Genomic DNA, 21463 nt, shown 5'->3' on the forward strand with positions numbered 1-21463 from the left:
CTGCAATCACCGCGCCGCCGCTTCCGGGAACGGGATGATCCGCGCGCCCTTGCGCAGCGCGCTGTTGATCGTGCCGTCGCTGATGGGGCGGCCCTGGCCGTTGCGATTCGGGAAGAGCAGGTCGCGCCCGCCGCAGTGGTCCTGCAGTTCACGCAGGATCGCCACCGCCTGACGCGACAGCGGCACGATATGCTCCTCGCGCATCTTCATGCCGGTCAGCCCACGAGTGCGGTCGCGTTCGGCCGGCACGGTCCACACGCCGGCCTCGAGGTCGAACTCGGGCCATTGCGCACAGCGCAGCTCGCCAGGTCGGACGAAGGTCAGCACCAGCAGGCGGATGGCGAGCTTGATCGGCACGGAGATGCGCACCGCGTCCAGGCGGATGAAGAACTCGCGCAGATCGGTCGCGCGCAGGGCAGGGCGGCGGTGGCTGGTGTGGGGCCTCACCGCTTTATGCAGCCCTTCGGTTGGGTTGCTGGTGGCGATGCCGTTGGCAATGGCGTAGATGTAGATTTCGCCGATGCGCGCGCGCACCCGCTTCAGGGTCTCGGTGGAACCCTTGGCCTCGATCTTGCGCAGCAGCTCCAGCACGTCGACGGGGCCGATCTCGGTGATCGGGGAATCTCCGATATGTGGAAAGGCATGGATTTCAAGCGACCGTATGGCCCCGTCGGCGGTGCCCTCTGTGCGGTTGGTCCGCCACCTCTCCCACCACGCCCGTGCGACGGCCTCGAAGGAGTTTTCTGCGGCGACCCTGGCGGCTTGCTTGGCCTGCTTGCGGGTGGCGCCGGGGTCTTGCCCGGCGGCGAGCTGCTCGCGCGCCTGGTCTCGCAACTTGCGTGCGGCGGCCAGGCTCACGTCCGAATATGCGCCAAGCGCCAGCGTCTTGCGCTTGCCGTCGAAGCGGTAGTCCAGTCGCCATAGCTTGCCGCCAGAGGGCTGGATCAACAGGTAAAGCCCGCGCTCGTCGGCGAGCTTGCGGGGCGTGTCGCCAGGTTTGGCCTGGCGGATGGCGGTATCTGTCAATGGCATGCTGGCACCCTTTGAAGCGGTATGCCGTCAACCATTTGACGGTATGGAGTGCATCTCGGTGGCACTGCCGGACACAATAAAAAACCCGCAAAGCATTGAGCTGTGCGGGTTTATGGGTCTTGGTGCTACGGGGTGACACTGTGAGTTGGCCTCGTCACCAGGAATCGAACCTGGATCTGGCGCTTAGGAGGCGCCTGTTCTATCCGTTGAACTATGACGAGTTCGGCCGGCCATTCTAGCGGGTTGAGGGTTTGGCACCAAGCACAACAAAATTCGCTGCAATACGGCTCCTGATGCTGGTGCGCGCCAGCGCTGCCGGCCCGCCGCACGGCAGGAGAGGCGCAAGGGTTGCCGCGCTGGGAGCGCTCAGACCTTGCCGGAGGCAGGTTTGTCGTTTTCGCTTCCACTTGGAGCTGTGTTTGCGCCTGGACGGATTTCACCTGCAGGAGACGTGTCCGAGGCGGCCGGCGCTGCGGCTTCGCCTTTCTCGTCGCGAAGTGGCGGCAGCAGGAACGCCTGCGGAGTGCGGAGCAGGCGTTTGAGCAGCAACCTTCCGAGGCTGCGCCCCTGGGCGAAGGTGATGCGGCGTGCGCGCATGGCTACGCTCAGGGTCAGGGTGAAACTGACCAGCAGGTTCGTCACGCCGATCAGCAGTACGCCACTCAATGCCAGGGCCACGGCCTGCAGCGGGAGGGTGAAATCCAGCGCGATCGCGGCATATCCCAGATACGCGGAAGAGAATGCGATGTGGCGGATGTCGACCGGGAGGCCGAATAGCACGCCGATCGCAGTGGCGCCGCCGAGCAGGAAGCCGAAGAAAAGGTTGCCGGCGAGGGCGCCGAGGTTGTTTTCGATGTAGGCGGTGATCCGCTCGGTGCGCTCTTCGCCCAGCAGCCGGCGCGGCCAGCGCAATTGGCGCAGGCGCTGCGGGATGCGGTTGTAGGCCGACAGGTTGTCGTAATAGGCGGCGATCAGGCCGGACATGAACAAGCATACGCCGGCGATTCCGGCAAAAAACAGGGCGCCGCCGCGCGGGTCGATTTCGTCGAGCAGGAGCCGGGCCTTGTCAGGGGGGACGAAGTGGCTGCCGGTGGCGAGTTCGAGGAGGAAGCCGATGAGCAGTGCCACCGGGATGGCAACCCCGATGTTGCCCAGGATCGCGGCCACCTGGCTGCGCACCGTGCGTACGATGAGGTCGGCCAGCGCCTCCAGGTCGCGCGTCTTGCCGCGCGCTTCGCCGATCGAGGCGGCGATCGCGTTGGCGGTCATCGCTGGCTGCTTGGTGGCGACGGTACCGCCGAGGACGTGGATCAGCACGAAGCCGAGGCCGTAGTTCAGGCAGAAGGACAATAACTCGTTGAGCGGCGCCATGCCGTGGGTCCCGAGGACGATCTTGTTCGCCGCCATGAGGGCGATGATCAGCCCCCCGAGGGCAGCCGAGCCGAACATGCTGAAATATTCGCTGCGAGTGCTGGTGATGTAGCGTTCGCCGGTCTTGCTGGCGCTTTCGGTCATGCGCAGCGACAGCAGCTCGACGTTCTTGCCCCAGTAGTCGGTGAGCACGTTCTTGCGGCACTCGGCGCGCACCAGGGCCTTGAACAGGCCGATCAGGCGCGGGGCGACGTCCTCGATGACGCGGCGGGTGCGCAACTCGCTGAGCAGGCTGATCAGTTCGTGGATGCGTTCGAGGTGCTGGCGCAGGCGCTCGAGCTTGAAGGTCAAGGTGAGGCTGGTGCCGATGCGGGTGGCGCGCTTGCGCACGCGCTGCAGGATCTCGTCGCACTGGTGCAGCATCACCGTCAGGTGCTTGTCGTCGGCGATCAGCGCGCCGGGCGTGGTCCACCAGTCGGTGTAGTGCTGGATGTAGATCAGCAACTCGCTGTTCTGCGCCAGGAAGGGCGATTCGTGCTCTTCCAGGTGGGGGTCGATGCGGACCAGTTCGGGGTCGAGGCCGATCGCCGAAACGTGGAAGGACAGCACCCGCAGCGCCTCGAGGATCTCGCCCACCGCGTGCGGGAGCGGGCTGGCGTCCTCCTCGAACATCGGTGTTTCGTGGCCGAGCAGGGTGGTGAGCAGTTCCAGCCAGACCTCGTCGGCGACCGCATTGACCCAGATCTCGTCGTCTTTGCGGTGGAACACGGCCGACAGCAGATCCTTCAGGTAGGCGGTGTCGATGACTTCGGGCAGCAGCCGCCCGGCGATGCGGCGCGAGGTCTCGGAGAAGAAGCCGGTCGACGGCAGCAGTCCCGAGGAGACGTACAGCGTCACCTGCTTGCGCTCGGCGAACAGGCCCACGAGGGATGTGCGCAGGCCGGCCCGCAGGTCGCTGCGGCGACCGATCAGGTCGGTGAGCGCGCGCAGGTTCGCGGTCGCCTTGCCGGTCTGGCTGGCGCGCGGCGGACGCAGCTTGTCCACCAGCGCCGCCCATAGGGCGACCGGGTCCTGCCCGGGCTGGGCGAAGCGTTCAAGGAGTCTTTCCATCGATTGGGTACCTGTTTGCTGCCGCGCCGGTGCGTGATCGACGTCCCGCACGCCGCGGTGAAGGCTTGGAAATCCGCCGCGGAGGGAGCGTTCAAGCGCGATTTGTGCGCCGCATTATGCGGTATTCCGCCCCGGATGCCAGCGCGGGGCTAAAATCCGCAGTTCTCTTCCCTGCCCGCGCGCTACTGTCGCGCCCGTCCCGATGCCCCTCCTTTCCATCGATAACGCCTGCCTCGCTTTCGGTCATGTCGACCTCCTCGACCATGTCGGTTTCCAGCTCGATGCGGGCGAGCGCGTCGCCCTGATCGGGCGCAACGGTTCAGGCAAGTCCAGCCTGTTGCGCGCCCTTGCCGGTCAGGCTGCGCTCGATGACGGCACGGTGTGGCGGCAGGCCGGGATGGTGACGGCGTACGTGCCGCAGGAGCCGGATTTTCTCCTCGAGCGCGACATCTTCGCCACCATCGCCGATGGCCTGGGGGGCGCCGCGCAGTTGCTGGTGGAGTACCACGCCGCGATGCTGGCCGTCGGTGAGCACGCCACGGCGGAGGCGCTCGCCCGGCTCGACGCCCTGCAGCACGCGGTAGAGTCGGCCCAGGCATGGCGGCTGAACCAGCGCGTCGAGCAGATCGTCGCCCGCCTCGGACTCGACCCCGCGGCACCGGTCTCCAGCCTGTCGGGCGGCGGGATCAAGCGTGTCGCCCTAGCGCGCGCGCTGGTGGCCGAACCCGACCTGCTGCTGCTCGACGAACCCACCAACCATCTCGATCTCGACGGCATCCTGTGGCTGGAAGAGCTGATCCGCGACTTCCGCGGCGCGGTCATGGTCATCACCCACGACCGCATCTTCCTCGACAACGTCGCCACCCGCATCATCGAGCTTGATCGCGGGCGGCTGGCGAGTTATCCGGGGCGTTTCTCCGACTACCAGCGGCGCAAGGCCGAAGAGCTGGAGGCGGAGGAAAAGGCCGCCGCACGCTTCGATAAGTTCCTTGCCCAGGAGGAAGTCTGGATCCGCAAGGGGGTGGAGGCGCGCCGTACCCGCAACGAAGGCCGCGTGCGCCGGCTCGAAGCCCTGCGCCGCGCGCGCGCCGCGCGCCGCGACCGTCTCGGCGACGTCAGCCTGGCGGTCGATAGCGGCGACAAGAGCGGGCAGATGGTGGCCGAACTGACCCATGTCACCAAGCGCTACGGCGAGCGGGTGATCGTGCGCGACTTCTCCACCCGCATCCTGCGCGGTGACCGCATCGGTTTCATCGGCCCCAACGGCGCGGGCAAGACCACGCTGCTCAAGCTCATCCTCGGCGAGATCGAACCCGATGAGGGCACGGTGCGTCGCGGCACGCGCCAGAGCGTGGCCTACTTCGACCAGCTCCGCGCCCAGCTCGACCCGGAACTGGCGCTGACCGAAGTAATCAGCCCGGGATCGGATTTCGTCGAGATCCGCGGTGAAAAGAAGCACGTCATCGGCTACCTCGGCGACTTCCTGTTCGCGCCGCAGCGCGCGCGTTCGCCGGTGAAGTCGCTCTCGGGCGGTGAGCGCAACCGCCTGCTGCTCGCCCGCCTGTTTGCCCGCCCGGCCAACATCCTGGTGCTCGACGAGCCGACCAACGACCTCGACATCGAGACCCTCGACCTGCTCGAGGAGCTGCTCGCCGGCTACGATGGCACGCTGTTCCTGGTCAGCCACGACCGTGCTTTCCTCGACAACGTCGTCACCCAGGTGATCGCCGCCGAGGGCGACGGGCGCTGGGGCGAGTATGCCGGTGGCTACGCCGACTGGCAGCGCGTGCAGGCGGCACGCACGCAGGCGCGGGCGGACGAGCGGAGCGCGGGGACGGCGCGGGTGGCGTTGGAAAAAACGCAGGCGGCGAAGGCGCGGCCGGCCGTGGAGAAAGCGGCGAACCGCCCGGCGAAGCTGTCGTTCAACGAAAAGCGCGAGCTCGATGCGCTGCCCGGCCTGATCGCCGCGCTCGAAGACGAGCAGGCAGCGTTGCATGCCCGGATGGCCGATCCGGCGCTGTACCAGCAGGCCCCGCACGAAGTCGCCCAGGCCAAGGCGCGGCTGGAGGCCCTGGAGGCCGAGATCGAGGCCGCGATGCTGCGCTGGGAAGAGCTGGAAACGCGCGCCGCATCCTGATGCCCCGCGTTGCGCCGCTGCGTGCCTCGCCGCGCGCGCCGCTGTGAAGCCGCTGTGAAGCCGTGCCGCCGGCCTCCGGAGCGGGCGCTCCCGCTGGCTATAATCGTTTCCAGGGCCGTGTCCCGGCCCATGACGATTTCCCCACCGAGGAGACTGCCCGCATGAGCCCGTTCAAGGCCTACGTCATCGATCAGGATGAGAACCGCAAGATCGTCAGCCGCATGACGGCACTGACCGCCGGGCAGCTCGACGCCGGCGAGGTCGGTATCCGCGTCCATTATTCGAGCATCAACTACAAGGACGCCCTCGCCGCCACCGGCGCGGGCAAGATCATCCGCCGCTTCCCCTGCGTCGGCGGCATCGATCTGGCTGGCGAAGTGGTCGATAGCGCCGACGCCCGCTTTCGTCCCGGCGACAAGGTCATCGTCACCAGCTTCGATCTGGGGGTGGCGCACCACGGCGGCTACGCCGAATACGCCCGCGTGCCGGCGGCCTGGGTCGTGCCGCTGCCGGCCGGGCTGGACCTGTTCGAGGCGATGGCGCTGGGCACGGCCGGCTTCACTGCCGCGCTCGGCATCGTGCGCATGGAACACAACGGCTTGACCCCGCCCAACGGTCCGGTGGTCGTCACCGGCGCCACCGGCGGGGTCGGTGGTCTGGCCATCGACATGCTGGCGCAGCTCGGCTACCACGTGGTTGCGCTGACCGGCAAGGCGTCCGAGGGCGACTACCTGCGGGGGTTGGGTGCGGCCGAGGTCCGGCTGCGCGCGGAGATCGACTTCGACAAGGTGCGCCCGCTCGAGGCGGCGCAGTGGGCGGGGGCGATCGATAACGTCGGAGGGCCGATCCTGCACTGGGTGCTGGCGACGATGAAGCAGGCCGGGACCGTGGCCAGCATCGGCAATGCGGCCAGCTTTGATCTCCACACCACGGTCTTTCCCTTCATCCTGCGCGGAGTCAGCCTGCTCGGCATCGACTCCGGCTACATGAGCTTTCCCACCCGGCTGCGTGTATGGGAGCGGCTGGGCCGCGACCTGAAACCGCGCCATCTGGCCGCGGTGGCGCGCACGATCGATTTCGACGCGCTGCCGGGTGCGTTCGACGACTACATCCAGGGCCGGATCAAGGGCCGCACCGTAGTGCGGATCGGCGCCTGATCGGCGGCGGCACTTGGTAGAATCGCGCGATCGCCGTTCGTCTCCGGAACGGGCTGTTCCAACTATTCCATAAATCGATCCGGGGGCGGCGGCGGACATGCGGGGAGGGGCTTCCCTCGTCCGCACGTAGTGGCGGCAGGTGTCGCCGCGCTGTCCCGGCGCAGCGGCGCAGACGTCACGTCATGGCAATACAGGTTCATTGATGGGAGAGGAAGCAATGACCGATTACCAGCAGTTCCACCGCCGTTCCATCGACCAGCGCGACGAATTCTGGGCCGAACAGGCCGCGCTCGTGCATTGGAACAAACCCGCCGAGCAGATCTGCGATTTTTCCCACCCGCCGTTCGTCAAGTGGTTCAAGGGGGGAGAGACCAATCTGTGCTACAACGCGGTCGACCGCCACGCCGCGAAGCGCCCGAATGAGCGTGCGCTGATCTACGTTTCCACCGAAACCGGCGAGGAAAAGGTCTATTCCTTCGCCGAGCTGCAGCGTGAGGTCGAGCGCATGGCGGCGATCTACCAGGCGCTCGGTGTCCGGCGTGGCGACCGGGTGCTGATCTACATGCCGATGATCGCCGAGGCCGCGTTCGCAATGCTCGCCTGCGCGCGCATCGGCGCGATCCATTCGGTGGTGTTCGGCGGCTTCGCCGCGGGCTCGCTCGCGACCCGTATCGACGATGCCAAGCCGGCATTGATGGTGAGTGCCGATGCCGGGATGCGCAACGGCAAGCCGGTACCCTACAAGCACCTCGTCGATGAGGCTTGCAGCCTTGCCCAGTGCCCGCCGCAGAAGGTGCTGATCGTCGATCGCGGCCTCGACAAGGGGTTCACCCGCGTCGACGGGCGCGACGTCGATTACGCCGAACTGCGTGCGAAGCACCTGGATGCCCGGGTGCCGGTGACCTGGGTGGAGTCTTCCGAGCCGAGCTACATCCTGTACACCTCCGGCACCACCGGCAAGCCCAAGGGCGTGCAGCGCGACACTGGCGGCTACTGCGTGGCACTGGCGGCGTCGATGAAGCACATCTACACCGGCGGCGAAGGCGAGACGATGTTCACGACCTCGGACATCGGCTGGGTGGTCGGCCACAGCTACATCATCTACGGCCCGCTCATCGCCGGCATGGCGACGGTGATGTACGAAGGCACGCCGCTGCGCCCCGACCCCGGGATCTGGTGGCAGATCGTCGAGAAGTACAAGGTCGATGTGATGTTCTCGGCGCCGACCGCGGTGCGTGTGCTGAAGAAGCAGGATCCGGCCTGGCTGAGGAAGTACGACCTGTCCTCGCTCAAGCACCTGTTCCTCGCCGGCGAACCGCTCGACGAGACCAGCCACCGGTGGATCATGGACGCGCTGGGGATTCCGGTGATCGACAATTACTGGCAGACCGAAACCGGCTGGCCGATGCTGGCGATCTGCCGCGGCGTCGAGGACAGCCCGATCAAGCTCGGCTCGCCCGCCTTCCCGGTGTTCGGCTACGACCTGCGCATCTTCCGCGAGGATGGAAGCGAGTGCGGCGCCAACGAGAAAGGCATCGTCGGCGTCGTGCCGCCGCTGCCGCCGGGCTGCCTGTCGACGGTGTGGGGCCAGGACGAGCGCTTCGTGTCCACCTACTTCAGCGTGTTCAAGGAGCCGATGGTGTATTCCTCGTCGGACTGGGGAATCAAGGACGACAGGGGCTACCACAGCATCCTCGGGCGCATGGACGACGTCATCAACGTCGCCGGCCACCGGCTGGGCACGCGCGAGATCGAGGAGGCGGTGCAGATGCATCCGGCGATCGCCGAGGTGGCGGTGGTCGGCGTTGCCGACGAGGTCAAGGGCCAGATGCCGATGGCGTTCGCGGTGGCGAAGGACGCGGCGGCGGTCGACACCGCCGAAAAGCGCGCCGCGCTCGAGAAGGACGTGATGAAGAAAGTCGACGCGGTGCTCGGTGCGATCGCCCGTCCCGGCCGGGTGCATTTCATCAACGGCCTGCCCAAGACGCGTTCGGGCAAGATGCTGCGCCGCTCCATCCAGGCCCTGGCCGAAGGGCGCGACGCTGGCGACCTCACCACGATCGACGATCCGGGCACCCTGGAGCAGATCAGGGCCGCGCTCAAGAGCTGAGCGCGTGCCGTTCGCAGCGTGCCGGCGTCGACTGCCGGCACGCTGCGGCTCATCCCGCCCGCGGCGCGGGCTTCCGTGCCGGCTGCGGGCGCGCGTGCACTGCGGTGGCGCAAGGTCGGTCGGAATGCCGCGCGCGGCCTCAGCGACAGACCATGTTGTCGCGGTGGATCAGCTCCGGTTCGTCGATGTAGCCGAGCAGGTTCTCGATTTCGGCGCTCGGCCGGCGCGCGATGCGGCGGCATTCCGAGGCCGGGTAGTTCACCAGCCCGCGCGCTACCTCCTCGCCGCCGAGCGTGCGACAGGCGACCGCGGCGCCGCGTTCGAAGTCGCCGCGCACCTCGATGACACCGACCGCGAGCAGGCTGCGCCCGCTTTTCAGGGCGGCGGCGGCACCGTCGTCGATGACCAGGTCTCCGGCGAGCTGGAGGTGATCGGCCAGCCATTGCTTGCGCGCCTGCAACGGCGTGCTGCTGGCGTAGAGCAGGGTGCCGAGCGCTTCGCCCGCAGCCAGGCGCAACAGCGGGTCGCGCTCCCGGCCGCTGGCGATGCAGGTGTGGGCGCCGCTGCGTGCGGCGCGCTGGGCCGCGCGGATCTTGGTGATCATGCCGCCGCGGCTGATGCCGGTGCCGGCACCGCCCGCCATCGCCTCGTAGCGGCGGTCTTCGGCGCGGCCTTCGGAGATCAGCGTGGCGGCGGGATCACTGCGCGGGTCGGCGGTGTACAGGCCCTGCTGGTCGGTGAGGATGATCAGCGCTTCGGCCTCGATCAGATTGGCGACCAGCGCGCCGAGGGTGTCGTTGTCGCCGAACTTGATCTCGTCGGTGACCACGGTGTCGTTCTCGTTGATGATCGGCACCACCCCGAGCGTGAGCAGGGTGGTCAGCGTGCTGCGCGCGTTCAGGTAGCGGGTGCGGTCGGCGAGATCCTCGTGGGTCAGCAGGATCTGCGCGGTGTGCAGGCCATGGCGCGAGAAGGCCTTCTCGTAGGCTTCGACCAGGCCCATCTGGCCGACCGCGGCGGCGGCCTGCAGCTGGTGCATCTCGTGCGGGCGCTGCGACCAGCCCAGGCGCTGCATCCCGGCGGCGATCGCCCCCGAAGACACCAGCACCACCCGCCGCCCCTCGGCGTGCAGCGCAGCGATCTGGCGCGCCCAGGCGTCGAGCGCGTCCTTGTCGAGGCCGGCGCCGTTGTTGGTGACGAGTGCGGAGCCGACCTTCACCACGAGGCGGCGGGCGTTGCGGATCTTGGTTCTCATCTCGGTTGCGTGCGAGGGCAGGGGGCGGTGAGGGCAGGGGGCACGGGCGGCCGCCGGTTCGGCGGGGGCGCTGTGGTTGGGGTCAGCGTGGGTGCGGGGAGGTGTCTTCGTCGGCACCCGGGGCAGCGTCGCCGACCGCATCCTCGGGCCGGGTGTCGTCCTCATCGAGCAGGGCTTCCTGTTCGTAGGCTGCGTCGGCCGCGGCGCGTGCGGCCTCGGCGGCGGCCTGGCGGGCGGCTTCGGCGGCCTGGCGTTCGGTGCGCTCGGCATCGATGCGGGCGCGCTCGGCATCGAGAAAGTCCTGGATCGCGAAGATCAATGGCTTTGTGCCTTCGCCTTTCAGCGCCGAGATCTCGAAGTGGCGCTCGACCGGGCCGTAAGCCTCGAGGAAGGCGGCGACACGCCCGGCGCGTTCCTCTTCCGGGATCAGGTCGAGCTTGTTGAGCGCCAGCCAGCGCGGCTTGGCGTAGAGGGCTTCGTCGTACTTGCGCAGCTCCTCGACGATCGCCTTGGCGTCGGCGACCGGATCGGCTTCAGGGTCGAAGGGGGCGAGGTCGACCAGGTGCAGCAGCACATGGGTGCGCTGCAGGTGGCGCAGGAACTGGTGGCCAAGGCCGGCGCCTTCGGCCGCACCTTCGATCAGGCCGGGAATGTCGGCGATGACGAAGCTGCGATTTTCGCTGGTGCGGACCACGCCGAGGTTGGGGGCGAGGGTGGTGAACGGGTAGTCGGCCACTTTCGGCTTGGCCGCCGAGACGCTGCGGATGAAGGTGGACTTGCCGGCGTTGGGCATCCCCAGCAGGCCGACATCGGCGAGCACTTTCAGCTCCAGGTGGAGGGTGCGGCGTTCGCCTTCCTGGCCCGGGGTGCATTTGCGCGGGGCGCGGTTGACGCTGGACTTGAAGTGGATGTTGCCCAGCCCGCCGCGGCCGCCACGGGCGATCAGCACGGTCTTGCCGTCCTCGTCGAGGTCGGCGACGAGTTCGTCGCTGTCCAGGTCCTTGATTACCGTGCCGACCGGAAAGCGCAGCGTGATGTCGTCGCCGCCCTTGCCGTAGCAGTCGCGGCTGCCGCCGTTTTCACCGCGCTCGGCGCGGAAGGTCCGGGTGAAGCGGTAGTCGATCAGGGTGTTGAGGTTGCGGTCGGCCACCGCGTACACGCTGCCGCCGCGCCCGCCGTCGCCGCCGCTGGGGCCGCCCTTGGGGATGAACTTTTCGCGGCGGAAGGTCGCCACGCCGTTGCCGCCGTCGCCGGCGAGGACTTCGATGCGGGCTTCGTCAAAAAACTTCATGCCTGATCAACCTTGAATGTCGAACCCCGCATCGGTGCGAGGTTCGGAAAACAAAAAAGCCCTACCGCAAGGATAGGGCTTTTGTACTGCAAAAGCGCGGCGCGCGAAGATCAGGCCGCTTCGGGCACGATGATCACGGTGCGGCGCTTGGCCGGGCCCTTGACCGCGAACTGGACGACGCCGTCCTTGAGCGCGAACAGGGTGTGGTCCTTGCCGATGCCGACGTTGTCGCCCGGATGGTATTCGGTGCCGCGCTGGCGAACGATGATGTTGCCGGCGAGCACGAACTGGCCACCGTAGCGCTTCACGCCGAGGCGTTTCGATTCCGAGTCGCGGCCGTTACGCGAACTACCGCCAGCTTTTTTGTGTGCCATGTCGGATTACCCCCTGCGCCTTAGGCCGAGATCGCTTCGATGCGAAGCTCGGTGTAGTTCTGACGATGCCCCTGGTGCTTCTGGTAGTGCTTGCGGCGGCGCATCTTGAAAATCTTGATCTTGTCGTGGCGGCCGTGCGAAACCACGGTCGCCTTGACGGAAGCTCCGGTCACCACCGGCGTGCCGATCTTCACGGACTCGCCTTCGCCGACCATGAAAACCTGGTCGAGGGTGATTTCGGAACCCACGTCGGCCGGTATCTGTTCTACCTTGATCTTTTCGCCAGCGGCAACGCGATACTGCTTGCCACCGGTTTTTATCACCGCGTACATGGTGTTGCTCCAGTTGATGGGTTTGCAAAGAATCGCCCAATCTAATCCGAAAGGCGGGCAAAGTCAATGCCGAAACAGCAGCTTGCACGCCGTCCCGGGCTTGTCCCGGGCGCTGCCGGGTTGCCTCCGGAGCGCATAATGATCCATTCCCGATGACCGGAGCACTGTGCTCAGATGGCCTTCACCCATATTCCGCCGATCCAGTGCCTCGTCACCTTCGAGGCCGTTGCCCGCCTGCGCAGCGCGAGCCGGGCGGCCGACGAGCTGTGCGTGACGGTCAGCGCCGTCAGCCACCGCATCCGCCAGCTCGAGGCGCAGCTCGGGGTGAAGCTGTTTACCCGCAACGACTTCACCCTCACCGGCGACGGCGCGCACTATCTGCACAAGGTATGCGCTGGCCTCGCCGCCCTCGGCCAGTTGCCTGCGGGGCGTGGGGGCGCGGCCGTGCCCCGGCTGCGGGTGGCGGTTACCCCCACGTTCTCGCGCCAGTTGCTGATGCCGCGGCTCGAGCTGTTTCGCAATGCCTATCCGGATGTCGAGCTGACCCTGCAGGTGTCGATCCCGCTGCTCGACGTCACTGCCGAAGAAGCCGACCTGGAAATCCGCTTCGGTACCGGGGGCTATCCCGATCGCGAGTACCGGCGGGTCCTCGACGACGTCATCACGCCGGCTTGCAGCCCGAGTTACCTCAACCAGCACGGACCCTTCGACGGCTTTTCCGGCGAGGACGAATTCGTCCGCGTGCGCCTGATGAAAACGCCGCTGGAGCCCTGGGCGCCCTGGTTCGCCGGCTGTGGCGTGAGTCGCGCGGAGCCCGCCGGCGGTGCGCAGTTCAACGACCTGGGCCTGGTCTATGACGCGGCGGCGAGCGGTTTCGGTGTCGCCCTCGTGCGCCACAAACTCGGTGCGGCGTGGTTCGACAGCGGCCGCCTGCTGCCGTTGTCCCCCCGTTCGGTGCCTTCGCCCCACAGCCATTACCTCTGCTGGCGGCCCGGCACGCTCGAGCGCTGGGAATGCGCCGCTTTCGTCGATTGGCTGACACACGTGCTGGCTTGATGATTCTTCAAGCCGGGGGCAAAAAACCATCAAGCCGGCGGCAGTAAAAGCCTTTTATCCTTCGATGCGTTCACCCCGGGGGCGTCGGCTGCCCGGTGATCGCCCGTTGCGCCGGGTCGTGGTTTTCACCGAGGGCGGGTGGCCGCGGTGCGGTCTAGAATCGGCGGGCCGCGCGGGAGCGTCCGGTGCGGCAGAAGGAGGGGAGAGATGGAAGCTGCAGCGCAAAACCTGACGTATGGCGAGACCGAGAGCGATTTCTCCGTGGTCGACAAGGTCCGCGTGATCGAGGCGCTCGGGCGCATCCTGCCGCCGGGCAGTCTGATGTACGACACCGAGGATCTGCGCCCTTACGAGTGCGACGGCCTCGCCGCCTACCGCGCGCTGCCGCTGGTGGTGGCGTTGCCGGGCACCGAGGAGCAGGTGGTGGCGGTGCTGCGGATCTGTCATGTGCTGGGCGTGCCGGTGGTGGCGCGCGGCGCCGGCACCGGCTTGTCGGGCGGGGCGCTGCCGCATACCCGCGGCGTGCTGCTGTCGCTGGCGCGCTTCAACCGCATCCTCCACCTCGATCCGCGCGCGCGCATCGCCGTGGTCCAGCCCGGGGTGCGCAACCTGGCGATTTCCGAAGCCGCCGCGCCGCACGGCTTGTACTACGCCCCCGATCCGTCGTCGCAGATCGCGTGCACGATCGGCGGCAACGTCGCCGAGAATGCTGGCGGCGTGCACTGCCTGAAGTACGGCCTGACCGTGCATAACCTCTTGCGCGTGCGCGGGGTGACGATCGAGGGCGAGATCATCGAGCTCGGCAGTCATGGGCCGGATTGCGCCGGCTACGACCTCCTCGCCCTGCTCACCGGCTCGGAAGGCATGCTCGCGGTGGTCACCGAAGTCAGCGTGAAGCTGGTGCCCCGGCCGCAGTTCGCCCAGTGCGTGCTCGCCGCCTTCGACGACGTGGTGCGCGCCGGCGATGCGGTGGCCCGCATCATCGCCGCCGGCATCATCCCCGCCGGCCTGGAAATGATGGACCAGCCCGCCGCCGCCGCGGTGGAGGAGTTCGTGCACGCCGGCTACCCGCTCGAGGCGAAGGCGATCCTGCTGTGCGAGGCCGACGGCACGCCCGAGGAAGTGGCCGAGGACGTCGCGCGCATGTGCCGGGTGCTCGAGGACAGTGGCGCCACCGAGCTGCGGGTGTCGCGCGACGAGGCCGAGCGGCTCAGGTTCTGGGCCGGGCGCAAGGCGGCCTTCCCCGCCGCGGGGCGGATTTCGCCCGACTACTACTGCATGGACGGCACCATTCCGCGCAAGCGCGTGGGCGAGATGCTGGCCGCCATCGAGCAGATGGAGGAGCGCTACGGGCTGCGCTGCATGAACGTGTTCCATGCCGGTGACGGCAACCTCCATCCGCTGATCCTGTTCGATGCCAACCAGGCCGACGAATTCGAGCGTGCCGAGGCCTTCGGCGCCGAGATCCTCGAGCTGTCGGTGGCGCTCGGCGGCACCATCACCGGCGAGCATGGCGTCGGGCTGGAGAAGATCAACCAGATGTGCGTCCAGTTCAGCCCCGCCGAGCTGCGTCAGTTCTTCCGCGTCAAGGCCGCGTTCGACCCCCCCGGCCTGCTCAACCCCGGCAAGGCGATTCCGACCCTGAACCGCTGCGCCGAGTACGGGCGCATGCGGGTCAGCCGCGACCACGTTCCCTACCCGGACATCCCGCGCTTCTGAACGCGCGGGCGGCGATGGTGGACAAGGGATGGGTGCAGTTCCTGCTGGTGGCGGTGCCGGTGATGTCGCTGGTCGGCGCCTGGCTGGCGCTGCGGGTCGTCGATGGGCGCGCACGCCGCCGGCAGGCGCAGGAAGAGGACGATGGGCCGCGCGGCGGCGCGCAGTGACGGCGGGAAGGTGGTGAGGGCGGCGGCGCACGCGAGGCAGGTGGGCCGTGTCGATTGGTTGGGAATGCAGCGGGCGGACGGCCTGTGTCCGTCAGGCTCGGGTCGATTGATCCGGCGGGATGAGGTGGACGATGAGTGAGGCGATGACAGCCATCGAGCACGAATGGGCCGAGCGCGTGCGCGCGGCGGTGGCGGACAAGCGGGCGCTGTGCCTGCGCGCAGGCGGTACCAAGGATTTCTACGGACGGGCGCCGGCCGGCGAACGTTTCGATCTGCGCGCCAACGCCGGGGTGGTGAGCTACGAGCCCACCGAACTGGTGGTGACGGTGCGCGGCGGCACGCCGCTGGCCGAGCTCGAGGCCTTGCTCGCCGGGCAGAACCAGTTCCTCGCCTGCGAGCCGCCGCACTTCGGTGCCGCGGCCACGGTGGGAGGGGCGGTCGCCGCCGGCCTGGCCGGCCCGCGGCGGGCGAGCGCGGGTGCGGTACGCGACTTCGTGCTCGGGGTGAAGATCCTCGACGGGCGCGGCGAGGTGCTGAACTTCGGTGGCCGGGTGATGAAGAACGTCGCCGGCTACGATCTGTCGCGCCTGATCGCGGGCAGCCTGGGCACCCTGGGCATCCTCCTCGAGGTGTCGCTGAAAGTGCTGCCGCGGCCCGTCGCCGAGCGCACGCTGCGCTTCGCGCTCGACGAAGCCGATGCGCTCGCGCGCATCAACGAGTGGGGCGGGCAGCCGCTGCCGCTGTCGGCCAGCTGGTGGTGCGAGGGCGGGCTGCACCTGCGCCTGTCGGGGGCGGAGGCTGCGGTGCGGGCTGCGGCCGGCCGCCTCGGCGGTGAAACCGTCGACGCGGCCGCGGCTGCGGCGTTGTGGCAGGACGTGCGCGAGCAGCGCGCCGGGCCTTTTCGGCTCGCCGCCGGTGAGACCCTGTGGCGGCTGGCCCTGCCGAGCACCGCGCCCGCGCTGGCGCTGCCTGGGCGCCAGCTGATCGAATGGGGCGGCGGTCTGCGCTGGCTCGCCGGCACGCCCGAGCCCGCCGCGGTGCATGCGCGTGCCGCGGCGCTCGGCGGCCATGCCACGTGCTTTCGCGGCGGCGACCGTGGCGGCGCGGTGTTCCAGCCGCTGTCCGCCCCGCTGGCGGTGATCCACCGCCGCCTCAAGCACGCTTTCGACCCTGCCGGGGTGTTCAACCCCGGTCGCTTCTACGAGGATTTCTGAGCATGCAGACCCGGCTTGCCGACTTCATCCGCGACACCGCGGACGGCCGCGAGGCCGACGCGATCCTGCGCAAGTGCGTGCATTGCGGCTTTTGCACCGCGACCTGCCCGACCTACCAGTTGCTCGGCGACGAGCTCGACGGTCCGCGCGGGCGCATCTACCTGGTCAAGCAGCTGCTCGAAGGCGCCGAGGTCACCGAGCGCACCCGGCTCCATCTCGACCGCTGCCTGACCTGTCGCGCCTGCGAGACCACTTGCCCCTCGGGCGTGCACTACAGCCGCTTGCTCGACATTGGCCGCCGCCTCGTCGATGAACGGGTGCCGCGCCGTGGCACTGATGCGCTGCTGCGCCTCGCCCTGCGCGAGTTCGTGCCGCGGCCGAAGCTGTTCGGGCTGGCGATGAAGGCCGGCCAGGCCGTGCGCCCGCTGCTGCCGAAAACGCTGCAGGACAAGGTCCCGCGCCTGCGTCCGGCGGGTCCTCGGCCGACGCCGCGCCACGTGCGCCGGGTGCTCGCGCTCGCCGGCTGCGTGCAGCCGGCGATGGCACCGTCGATCAACGCCGCGGCGGCGCGCGTGCTCGATGCGCTGGGAGTCTCGATGGTGGAAGCGGCCGGTGCCGGGTGCTGCGGCGCGGTGCGTTTCCATCTCGACGACCACGACGGCGCGCGCGCCGATGCAAGACGCAACATCGACGCCTGGTGGCCGGCGATCGAGGGCGGCGGGGTCGAAGCCGTCGTCACCACCGCCTCGGGCTGCGGCGTGCAGGTGAAGGATTACGCCCACCTGCTGCAACAGGACGGCGCGTACGCCGCCAAGGCGCTGCGGGTGAGCGCGCTGGCGCGCGACATCGGCGAAGTGGTGGCAGCCGAGGCGCCCGCGCTGCAGGCGGCGCTCGGTGCCCGCGTGCAGCCGAAACGCGTGCTCGCCTGGCATGCACCGTGCACCCTGCAGCATGGCCTGCGCATCCGCGGCACGGTGGAGGCCCTGCTCGCCGCGGCCGGATTCGAGCTCACTCCGGTGCGCGACGCCCACCTGTGCTGCGGTTCTGCCGGCACGTACTCGCTGCTCCAGCCCGAGCTCGCCGCGCGCCTGCGCACGAACAAGCTCGACGCGCTGGAGGCCGGCGGCGCCGGCCTGATCGCCTCGGCCAACATCGGCTGCATCAGCCACCTGCAGGCCGGGACCGGGACTCCGGTGCAGCACTGGATCGAGCTGATCGATGCGCGCCTGAACGGCCGGCCGGATTGATATCATGTGCTGACCTGCGCTCCGCAATTCCTTTCCCACGATCCTGCCCATGCCATTCAGTGCCGAAACCTGTGTCGCCCTGCACGGCGGCGACCGCGCGGAGCAGCAGGATCGCGTCGGCCTTTTTCCCCATCCGAAACGCTCGGGTATGCTGCTGGCCGTGCTCGCCGACGGGATGGGCGGCCATAGCGGCGGGGCGATGGCCGCCGAGCAGGTGCTGATCCGTGCCCGGCAGAATTTCGAAACCTACGCGCCGCGGTACGAGACGCCCGACAGCCTTCTTGCCAGCGTCATCGACGAGGCCCACCTCGTGATCAAGCTGACCCGCTTCACCAGCGAGCAGGACCCGCACAGCACCGCGGTGGTGTTCCTGCTGCAGCAGGGCAAGGCCTACTGGGCGCATTGCGGCGATTCGCGCCTGTACCACTTCCGCGGCCCGTCCCTGCTGTCGCGCAGCGCCGACCATTCGCTGGTCGGCGAGCTGCAGCGCAAGGGGCGGCTGGACGCTGCCGATGCACTCTGGCATCCGCGGCGCAACGTGCTGCTGTCCTGCCTGGGCAGCGAGCGGGCGCCACGGATCGAGCAGGGGCGCGAAGAAACGCCGCTCGCGGGGGATGTGTTCCTGCTGTGCTCGGACGGGTTGTGGGCCTACTTCAGCGACGCCGAGCTGGGCGCCACCCTGCACGAGTTGCCGCCCCGCGCCGCCGCCGAGCGTCTGATCGGCCTGGCGCGCGAGCGCGCGCGTGGGAGCGGCGATAACCTCTCGCTGGCGATCATCAAGCTCGTTTCGCTGCCCTCGCCTGCGCCGGTGCCGACGGCCAGGGGCTGAGCGCCGGGGCGCAGCGGCCAGGCCCATGCAGTCCGGGTCGATCCGGACGCGGTCGATTTGCCGGGTTGCGCCGCCAGCGGATGCCGGTAAGATGAACCTGCTGCCGGATGCGAGCACCGACGGAAGGGGCTTCAGCGCGCTGCGGCCGCTTCCGGCTTACCGGCGATGCTGCCTTCCAACCCGATTTCATGCCGTTTTTCAGCGAGGAGGATGTCCATGCCCCTGGTCATCGGAGTGCTAGCGGAAACCCATCCCGGCGAGCGACGCCTGTCCGTCGTGCCGGATGTGGTCAAGAAGTATCAGGGCCTTGGCGCCCGGGTGGTGATGCAGAAGGGCGCGGGCCTGCCCGCGCACTTCCGCGATGCCGATTTTGCCGAGGTGGCCCTGGTCGAGCGTGCCGACGAGGTCTGTGCCGAGGCCGACGTGGTGTTCTGCGTGCAGCCGCCGGCGCCCGCCACGCTCGCCGCGCTCAAGCCGGGCAGCGTGCTGCTCGGCCTGCTGCAGCCGTGGGCGAGCGCCGAGCGCGCCCGCCAGCTCGCCGAAGGCCAGGTCACCGCGTTTGCGCTCGAACTGCTGCCGCGCATCTCGCGCGCGCAGAGCATGGACGCGCTGTCGAGCCAGGGCGCGGTGGCAGGCTATGAATGCGCATTGATCGCCGCCGACCACAGCCCGAAGTTCTTCCCGATGCTGACCTACGCCGCCGGCACCATCCGCCCGGCCAAGGTGCTGGTGATCGGCGCCGGCGTCGCCGGCCTGCAGGCGATCGCCACCGCGCGCCGGATCGGGGCGATGGTCGAGGCCTACGACGTGCGCCCGGAGACGCGCGAGCAGGTCGAGTCGCTCGGCGCCAAGTTCATCGACACCGGCGTCGCCGCGGCGGGCAGCGGCGGCTACGCGCGCGAGCTGACCGACGAGGAGAAGGCGAAGCAGGCCGAACGCCTGGCCAGGGCGGTGGCGCAGTGCGACGCGCTGATCACCACCGCGGCGCTGCCCGGGCGGCCGGCGCCGCGCATCATCGGCGCGGACATGATCGCGCGCATGAAGCCCGGTGCGGTGGTCGTCGATATGGCGGCCGACACCGGCGGCAACGTCGAAGGCACGGTGGCCGGCGACAAGGTGTGGATCAACGACGTGCTCGTGATCGGCCCCACCCACATTCCCAGCCGCATGCCGGTGCATGCGTCGGAGATGCTCGCCAAGAACCTGTTCAACTTCATTTCGCCCTTCATCCGCGACGGCGCGCTGGCGCTCGACTGGGAAGACGAAGTGATTTCCGGCAGCTGCCTCACCCACGCCGGCGAAATCCGCCACCCCGGGGTGAAGCAGGCGCTCGGCCTGTAACGGAGGATTCAGACATGGATGGCTTTACCGCACTGTACATTTTCATGCTGGCCGCATTCACCGGGTACGAGGTGATCTCGCGCGTGCCGGTGATCCTGCATACGCCGCTGATGTCGGGCTCGAATTTCGTGCACGGCGTGGTGCTGATCGGGGCGATGGTCGCGCTCGGCCATGCCGATCCGGAAGACCCGGTGCAACTGGCGATCGGTTTCGTCGCCGTATTCCTGGGCGCGGCCAATGCCGCGGGCGGTTACATCGTCACCGAACGGATGCTGGGCATGTTCAAGGCCGGCGGCCGCAAGCAAGGAGGCGCGCAATGACGTCGAACTGGTTCGTGAACATGGCGTATTTCGTCGTCGCGGTGGTGTTCATCCTCGGCCTCAAGGCGATGGCTTCGCCGGTGAGCGCGCGCCGCGGCATCGTGTGGGCGGGCTTCGCCATGGTCGGCGCCACGGTGGTGACCTTCTTCACCCCGGGGCTGCACAACGTCGGCCTGATGGTGCTGGCGATCGTGCTCGGCGGTGGGGTCGCCTGGTACAGCGGCAAGATCGTCAAGATGACCGACATGCCGCAGATGGTGGCGATCTACAACGGCATGGGCGGCGGCGCCGCGGCGGGGATCGCCGCGATCGAGCTGGTGCGCGGCGTGCCTCACGACGGCGTCACCTCCACGCTGCTGGCGCTGGGCGCGATCATCGGTGCGGTGGCCTTCTCCGGTTCGTGCGTGGCGTTCGCCAAGCTGCAGGGCCTGATGACCAAGGCGATCCGCCTGCGAGCGCAGAACAACGTCAATTTCTTCCTCACCCTGGCGACATTTGGGGTGGGCCTCACCGTGGCCTACGCCGACGCCCCGGGCGGCTTCGAGATCTTCCTCTTCTTCGCCCTTGCGCTGGCGCTGGGGGTGGTGCTGGTGATGCCGATCGGCGGTGCCGACATGCCGGTGGTGATCTCGCTCTTGAACGCCTTCACCGGCCTGGCGGTGGGCTTCAAGGGCTTCGTCATCGGCAACCCGGCGCTGATCGTGGCCGGCATCGTCGTCGGCGCCTCGGGCATGCTGCTGACCCAGCTGATGGCGAAGGCGATGAACCGGCCGATCCGGAACATCATCTTCACCCCGCTCACTGGCGCCGCGGCCGAAGGCGGCGAGGCGGTCGAGGGCACGATGCGCGAGCTCTCCGCGATGGATGCGGCGGCGCTGATGCGCTACGGCCAGAAGGTGATCATCGTGCCCGGCTACGGCATGGCGGTGGCCGGCGCCCAGCACAAGGTGTGGGAGATGGCGCAGCTGCTCGAGGAGGGGGGGGTCGAGGTGAGCTTCGCGATCCACCCGGTCGCCGGCCGCATGCCCGGCCACATGAACGTGCTGCTCGCCGAAGCCGGAGTGCCCTACGACAAGATCTTCGATCTGGAGGAGATCAACGCCGACTTCGCCCAGGCCGACGTGGCGCTGGTGATCGGCGCCAACGACGTGGTGAACCCGGTGGCGCGCACCGACAAGTCGAGCCCGATCTACGGCATGCCGATCCTCAACGCCGACCTCGCGCAGAATGTCATCGTGGTCAAGCGCGGCAAGGGCGCGGGCTACTCGGGGATCGAGAACGCGCTGTTCTACAAGGACAACTGCCGCATGCTGTACGGCAGCGCGCAGGAGGCGATCGGACAGGTGATCCAGCACGTCAAGGCGCTGGAGGTCTGAGCCGGCAGCCGCGCTCCGCGCGAGG

The 21463-nt window shown here is 68.5% G+C and carries 18 protein-coding genes and 1 tRNA gene; 12 read left to right on the forward strand and 7 right to left on the reverse strand.

Annotated elements, in window-relative coordinates; all coding sequences use genetic code 11:
- Positions 1 to 6: 6 nt before the first annotated feature.
- The 3 genes from Tchl_RS09270 to Tchl_RS09280 all read right to left on the reverse strand — a co-directional run bounded on the left by Tchl_RS09270 (position 7) and on the right by Tchl_RS09280 (position 3513).
- Positions 7 to 1032 (reverse strand): tyrosine-type recombinase/integrase, encoded by a 1026-nt coding sequence (locus Tchl_RS09270; RefSeq protein ID WP_083945203.1) that lies wholly within the window; start codon positions 1030 to 1032, stop codon positions 7 to 9.
- A gap of 146 nt (positions 1033 to 1178) precedes the next feature.
- Positions 1179 to 1253: transfer RNA gene (locus Tchl_RS09275), tRNA-Arg, on the reverse strand.
- Positions 1254 to 1398: 145 nt separating this feature from the next.
- Positions 1399 to 3513, reverse strand: a complete 2115-nt coding sequence (locus tag Tchl_RS09280) for a site-specific recombinase (protein WP_083945204.1) — start codon at positions 3511 to 3513, stop codon at positions 1399 to 1401.
- 202 nt (positions 3514 to 3715) lie between these two features.
- Between Tchl_RS09280 and Tchl_RS09285 the strand changes: the two genes are divergently transcribed.
- The 3 genes from Tchl_RS09285 to Tchl_RS09295 all read left to right on the forward strand — a co-directional run bounded on the left by Tchl_RS09285 (position 3716) and on the right by Tchl_RS09295 (position 8917).
- Complete coding sequence (locus Tchl_RS09285) at positions 3716 to 5650, forward strand: ATP-binding cassette domain-containing protein (RefSeq protein WP_075148148.1); 1935 nt, start codon at positions 3716 to 3718, stop codon at positions 5648 to 5650.
- A gap of 161 nt (positions 5651 to 5811) precedes the next feature.
- Complete coding sequence (locus Tchl_RS09290; RefSeq protein ID WP_075148149.1) at positions 5812 to 6807, forward strand: oxidoreductase; 996 nt, start codon at positions 5812 to 5814, stop codon at positions 6805 to 6807.
- A gap of 217 nt (positions 6808 to 7024) precedes the next feature.
- The gene (locus Tchl_RS09295; protein ID WP_075148150.1) at positions 7025 to 8917 is read left to right on the forward strand and encodes a propionate--CoA ligase; all 1893 of its coding nucleotides are present in this window, start codon (positions 7025 to 7027) and stop codon (positions 8915 to 8917) included.
- Positions 8918 to 9056: 139 nt separating this feature from the next.
- Here the strand turns inward: Tchl_RS09295 and proB are convergent, their stop codons facing one another.
- The 4 genes from proB to rplU all read right to left on the reverse strand — a co-directional run bounded on the left by proB (position 9057) and on the right by rplU (position 12169).
- Entirely contained in the window at positions 9057 to 10172 is a 1116-nt protein-coding gene (gene proB, locus Tchl_RS09300) for a glutamate 5-kinase (protein ID WP_075148151.1), read from the reverse strand.
- Between the two features lie 82 nt (positions 10173 to 10254).
- Positions 10255 to 11463 (reverse strand): Obg family GTPase CgtA, encoded by a 1209-nt coding sequence (gene cgtA, locus Tchl_RS09305; RefSeq protein ID WP_075148152.1) that lies wholly within the window; start codon positions 11461 to 11463, stop codon positions 10255 to 10257.
- A gap of 110 nt (positions 11464 to 11573) precedes the next feature.
- Positions 11574 to 11837 carry a 50S ribosomal protein L27 gene (rpmA, locus tag Tchl_RS09310; protein ID WP_075148153.1) on the reverse strand — a complete coding sequence of 88 codons (264 nt, stop codon included), beginning with the start codon at positions 11835 to 11837 and terminating at the stop codon, positions 11574 to 11576.
- 20 nt (positions 11838 to 11857) lie between these two features.
- Positions 11858 to 12169, reverse strand: coding sequence for a 50S ribosomal protein L21 (gene rplU / locus Tchl_RS09315; RefSeq protein ID WP_075148154.1), 312 nt, complete (start codon positions 12167 to 12169; stop codon positions 11858 to 11860).
- 174 nt (positions 12170 to 12343) lie between these two features.
- Here rplU and Tchl_RS09320 point away from each other — a divergent pair, with 174 nt between their 5' ends.
- From Tchl_RS09320 to Tchl_RS09355, 9 genes are all read left to right on the forward strand, one after another.
- Positions 12344 to 13225, forward strand: coding sequence for a LysR substrate-binding domain-containing protein (locus Tchl_RS09320; RefSeq protein ID WP_075148155.1), 882 nt, complete (start codon positions 12344 to 12346; stop codon positions 13223 to 13225).
- A gap of 207 nt (positions 13226 to 13432) precedes the next feature.
- The gene (locus Tchl_RS09325; RefSeq protein ID WP_075148156.1) at positions 13433 to 14944 is read left to right on the forward strand and encodes an FAD-linked oxidase C-terminal domain-containing protein; all 1512 of its coding nucleotides are present in this window, start codon (positions 13433 to 13435) and stop codon (positions 14942 to 14944) included.
- Between the two features lie 14 nt (positions 14945 to 14958).
- Positions 14959 to 15111 carry a hypothetical protein gene (locus Tchl_RS17960; RefSeq protein ID WP_198158937.1) on the forward strand — a complete coding sequence of 51 codons (153 nt, stop codon included), beginning with the start codon at positions 14959 to 14961 and terminating at the stop codon, positions 15109 to 15111.
- Between the two features lie 143 nt (positions 15112 to 15254).
- On the forward strand, positions 15255 to 16325 hold the full coding sequence (gene glcE, locus Tchl_RS09330; protein WP_075148157.1) for a glycolate oxidase subunit GlcE: 1071 nt from the start codon (positions 15255 to 15257) through the stop codon (positions 16323 to 16325).
- 2 nt (positions 16326 to 16327) lie between these two features.
- Positions 16328 to 17572 (forward strand): glycolate oxidase subunit GlcF, encoded by a 1245-nt coding sequence (gene glcF, locus Tchl_RS09335; RefSeq protein WP_075148158.1) that lies wholly within the window; start codon positions 16328 to 16330, stop codon positions 17570 to 17572.
- A gap of 49 nt (positions 17573 to 17621) precedes the next feature.
- Positions 17622 to 18401 carry a PP2C family protein-serine/threonine phosphatase gene (locus tag Tchl_RS09340; RefSeq protein WP_075148159.1) on the forward strand — a complete coding sequence of 260 codons (780 nt, stop codon included), beginning with the start codon at positions 17622 to 17624 and terminating at the stop codon, positions 18399 to 18401.
- Positions 18402 to 18617: 216 nt separating this feature from the next.
- A complete protein-coding gene (locus Tchl_RS09345) occupies positions 18618 to 19742 on the forward strand; it encodes an NAD(P) transhydrogenase subunit alpha (protein WP_075148160.1) in 1125 nt (374 codons plus the stop codon).
- A 14-nt stretch (positions 19743 to 19756) separates the two neighbouring features.
- On the forward strand, positions 19757 to 20062 hold the full coding sequence (locus Tchl_RS09350; protein WP_075147777.1) for an NAD(P) transhydrogenase subunit alpha: 306 nt from the start codon (positions 19757 to 19759) through the stop codon (positions 20060 to 20062).
- Entirely contained in the window at positions 20059 to 21438 is a 1380-nt protein-coding gene (locus tag Tchl_RS09355) for an NAD(P)(+) transhydrogenase (Re/Si-specific) subunit beta (RefSeq protein ID WP_075148161.1), read from the forward strand. Before Tchl_RS09350 ends, Tchl_RS09355 begins: the two co-directional genes overlap by 4 nt.
- Positions 21439 to 21463: the final 25 nt, after the last annotated feature.

The sequence above is a fragment of the Thauera chlorobenzoica genome (assembly GCF_001922305.1).
GTDB lineage: Bacteria > Pseudomonadota > Gammaproteobacteria > Burkholderiales > Rhodocyclaceae > Thauera > Thauera chlorobenzoica.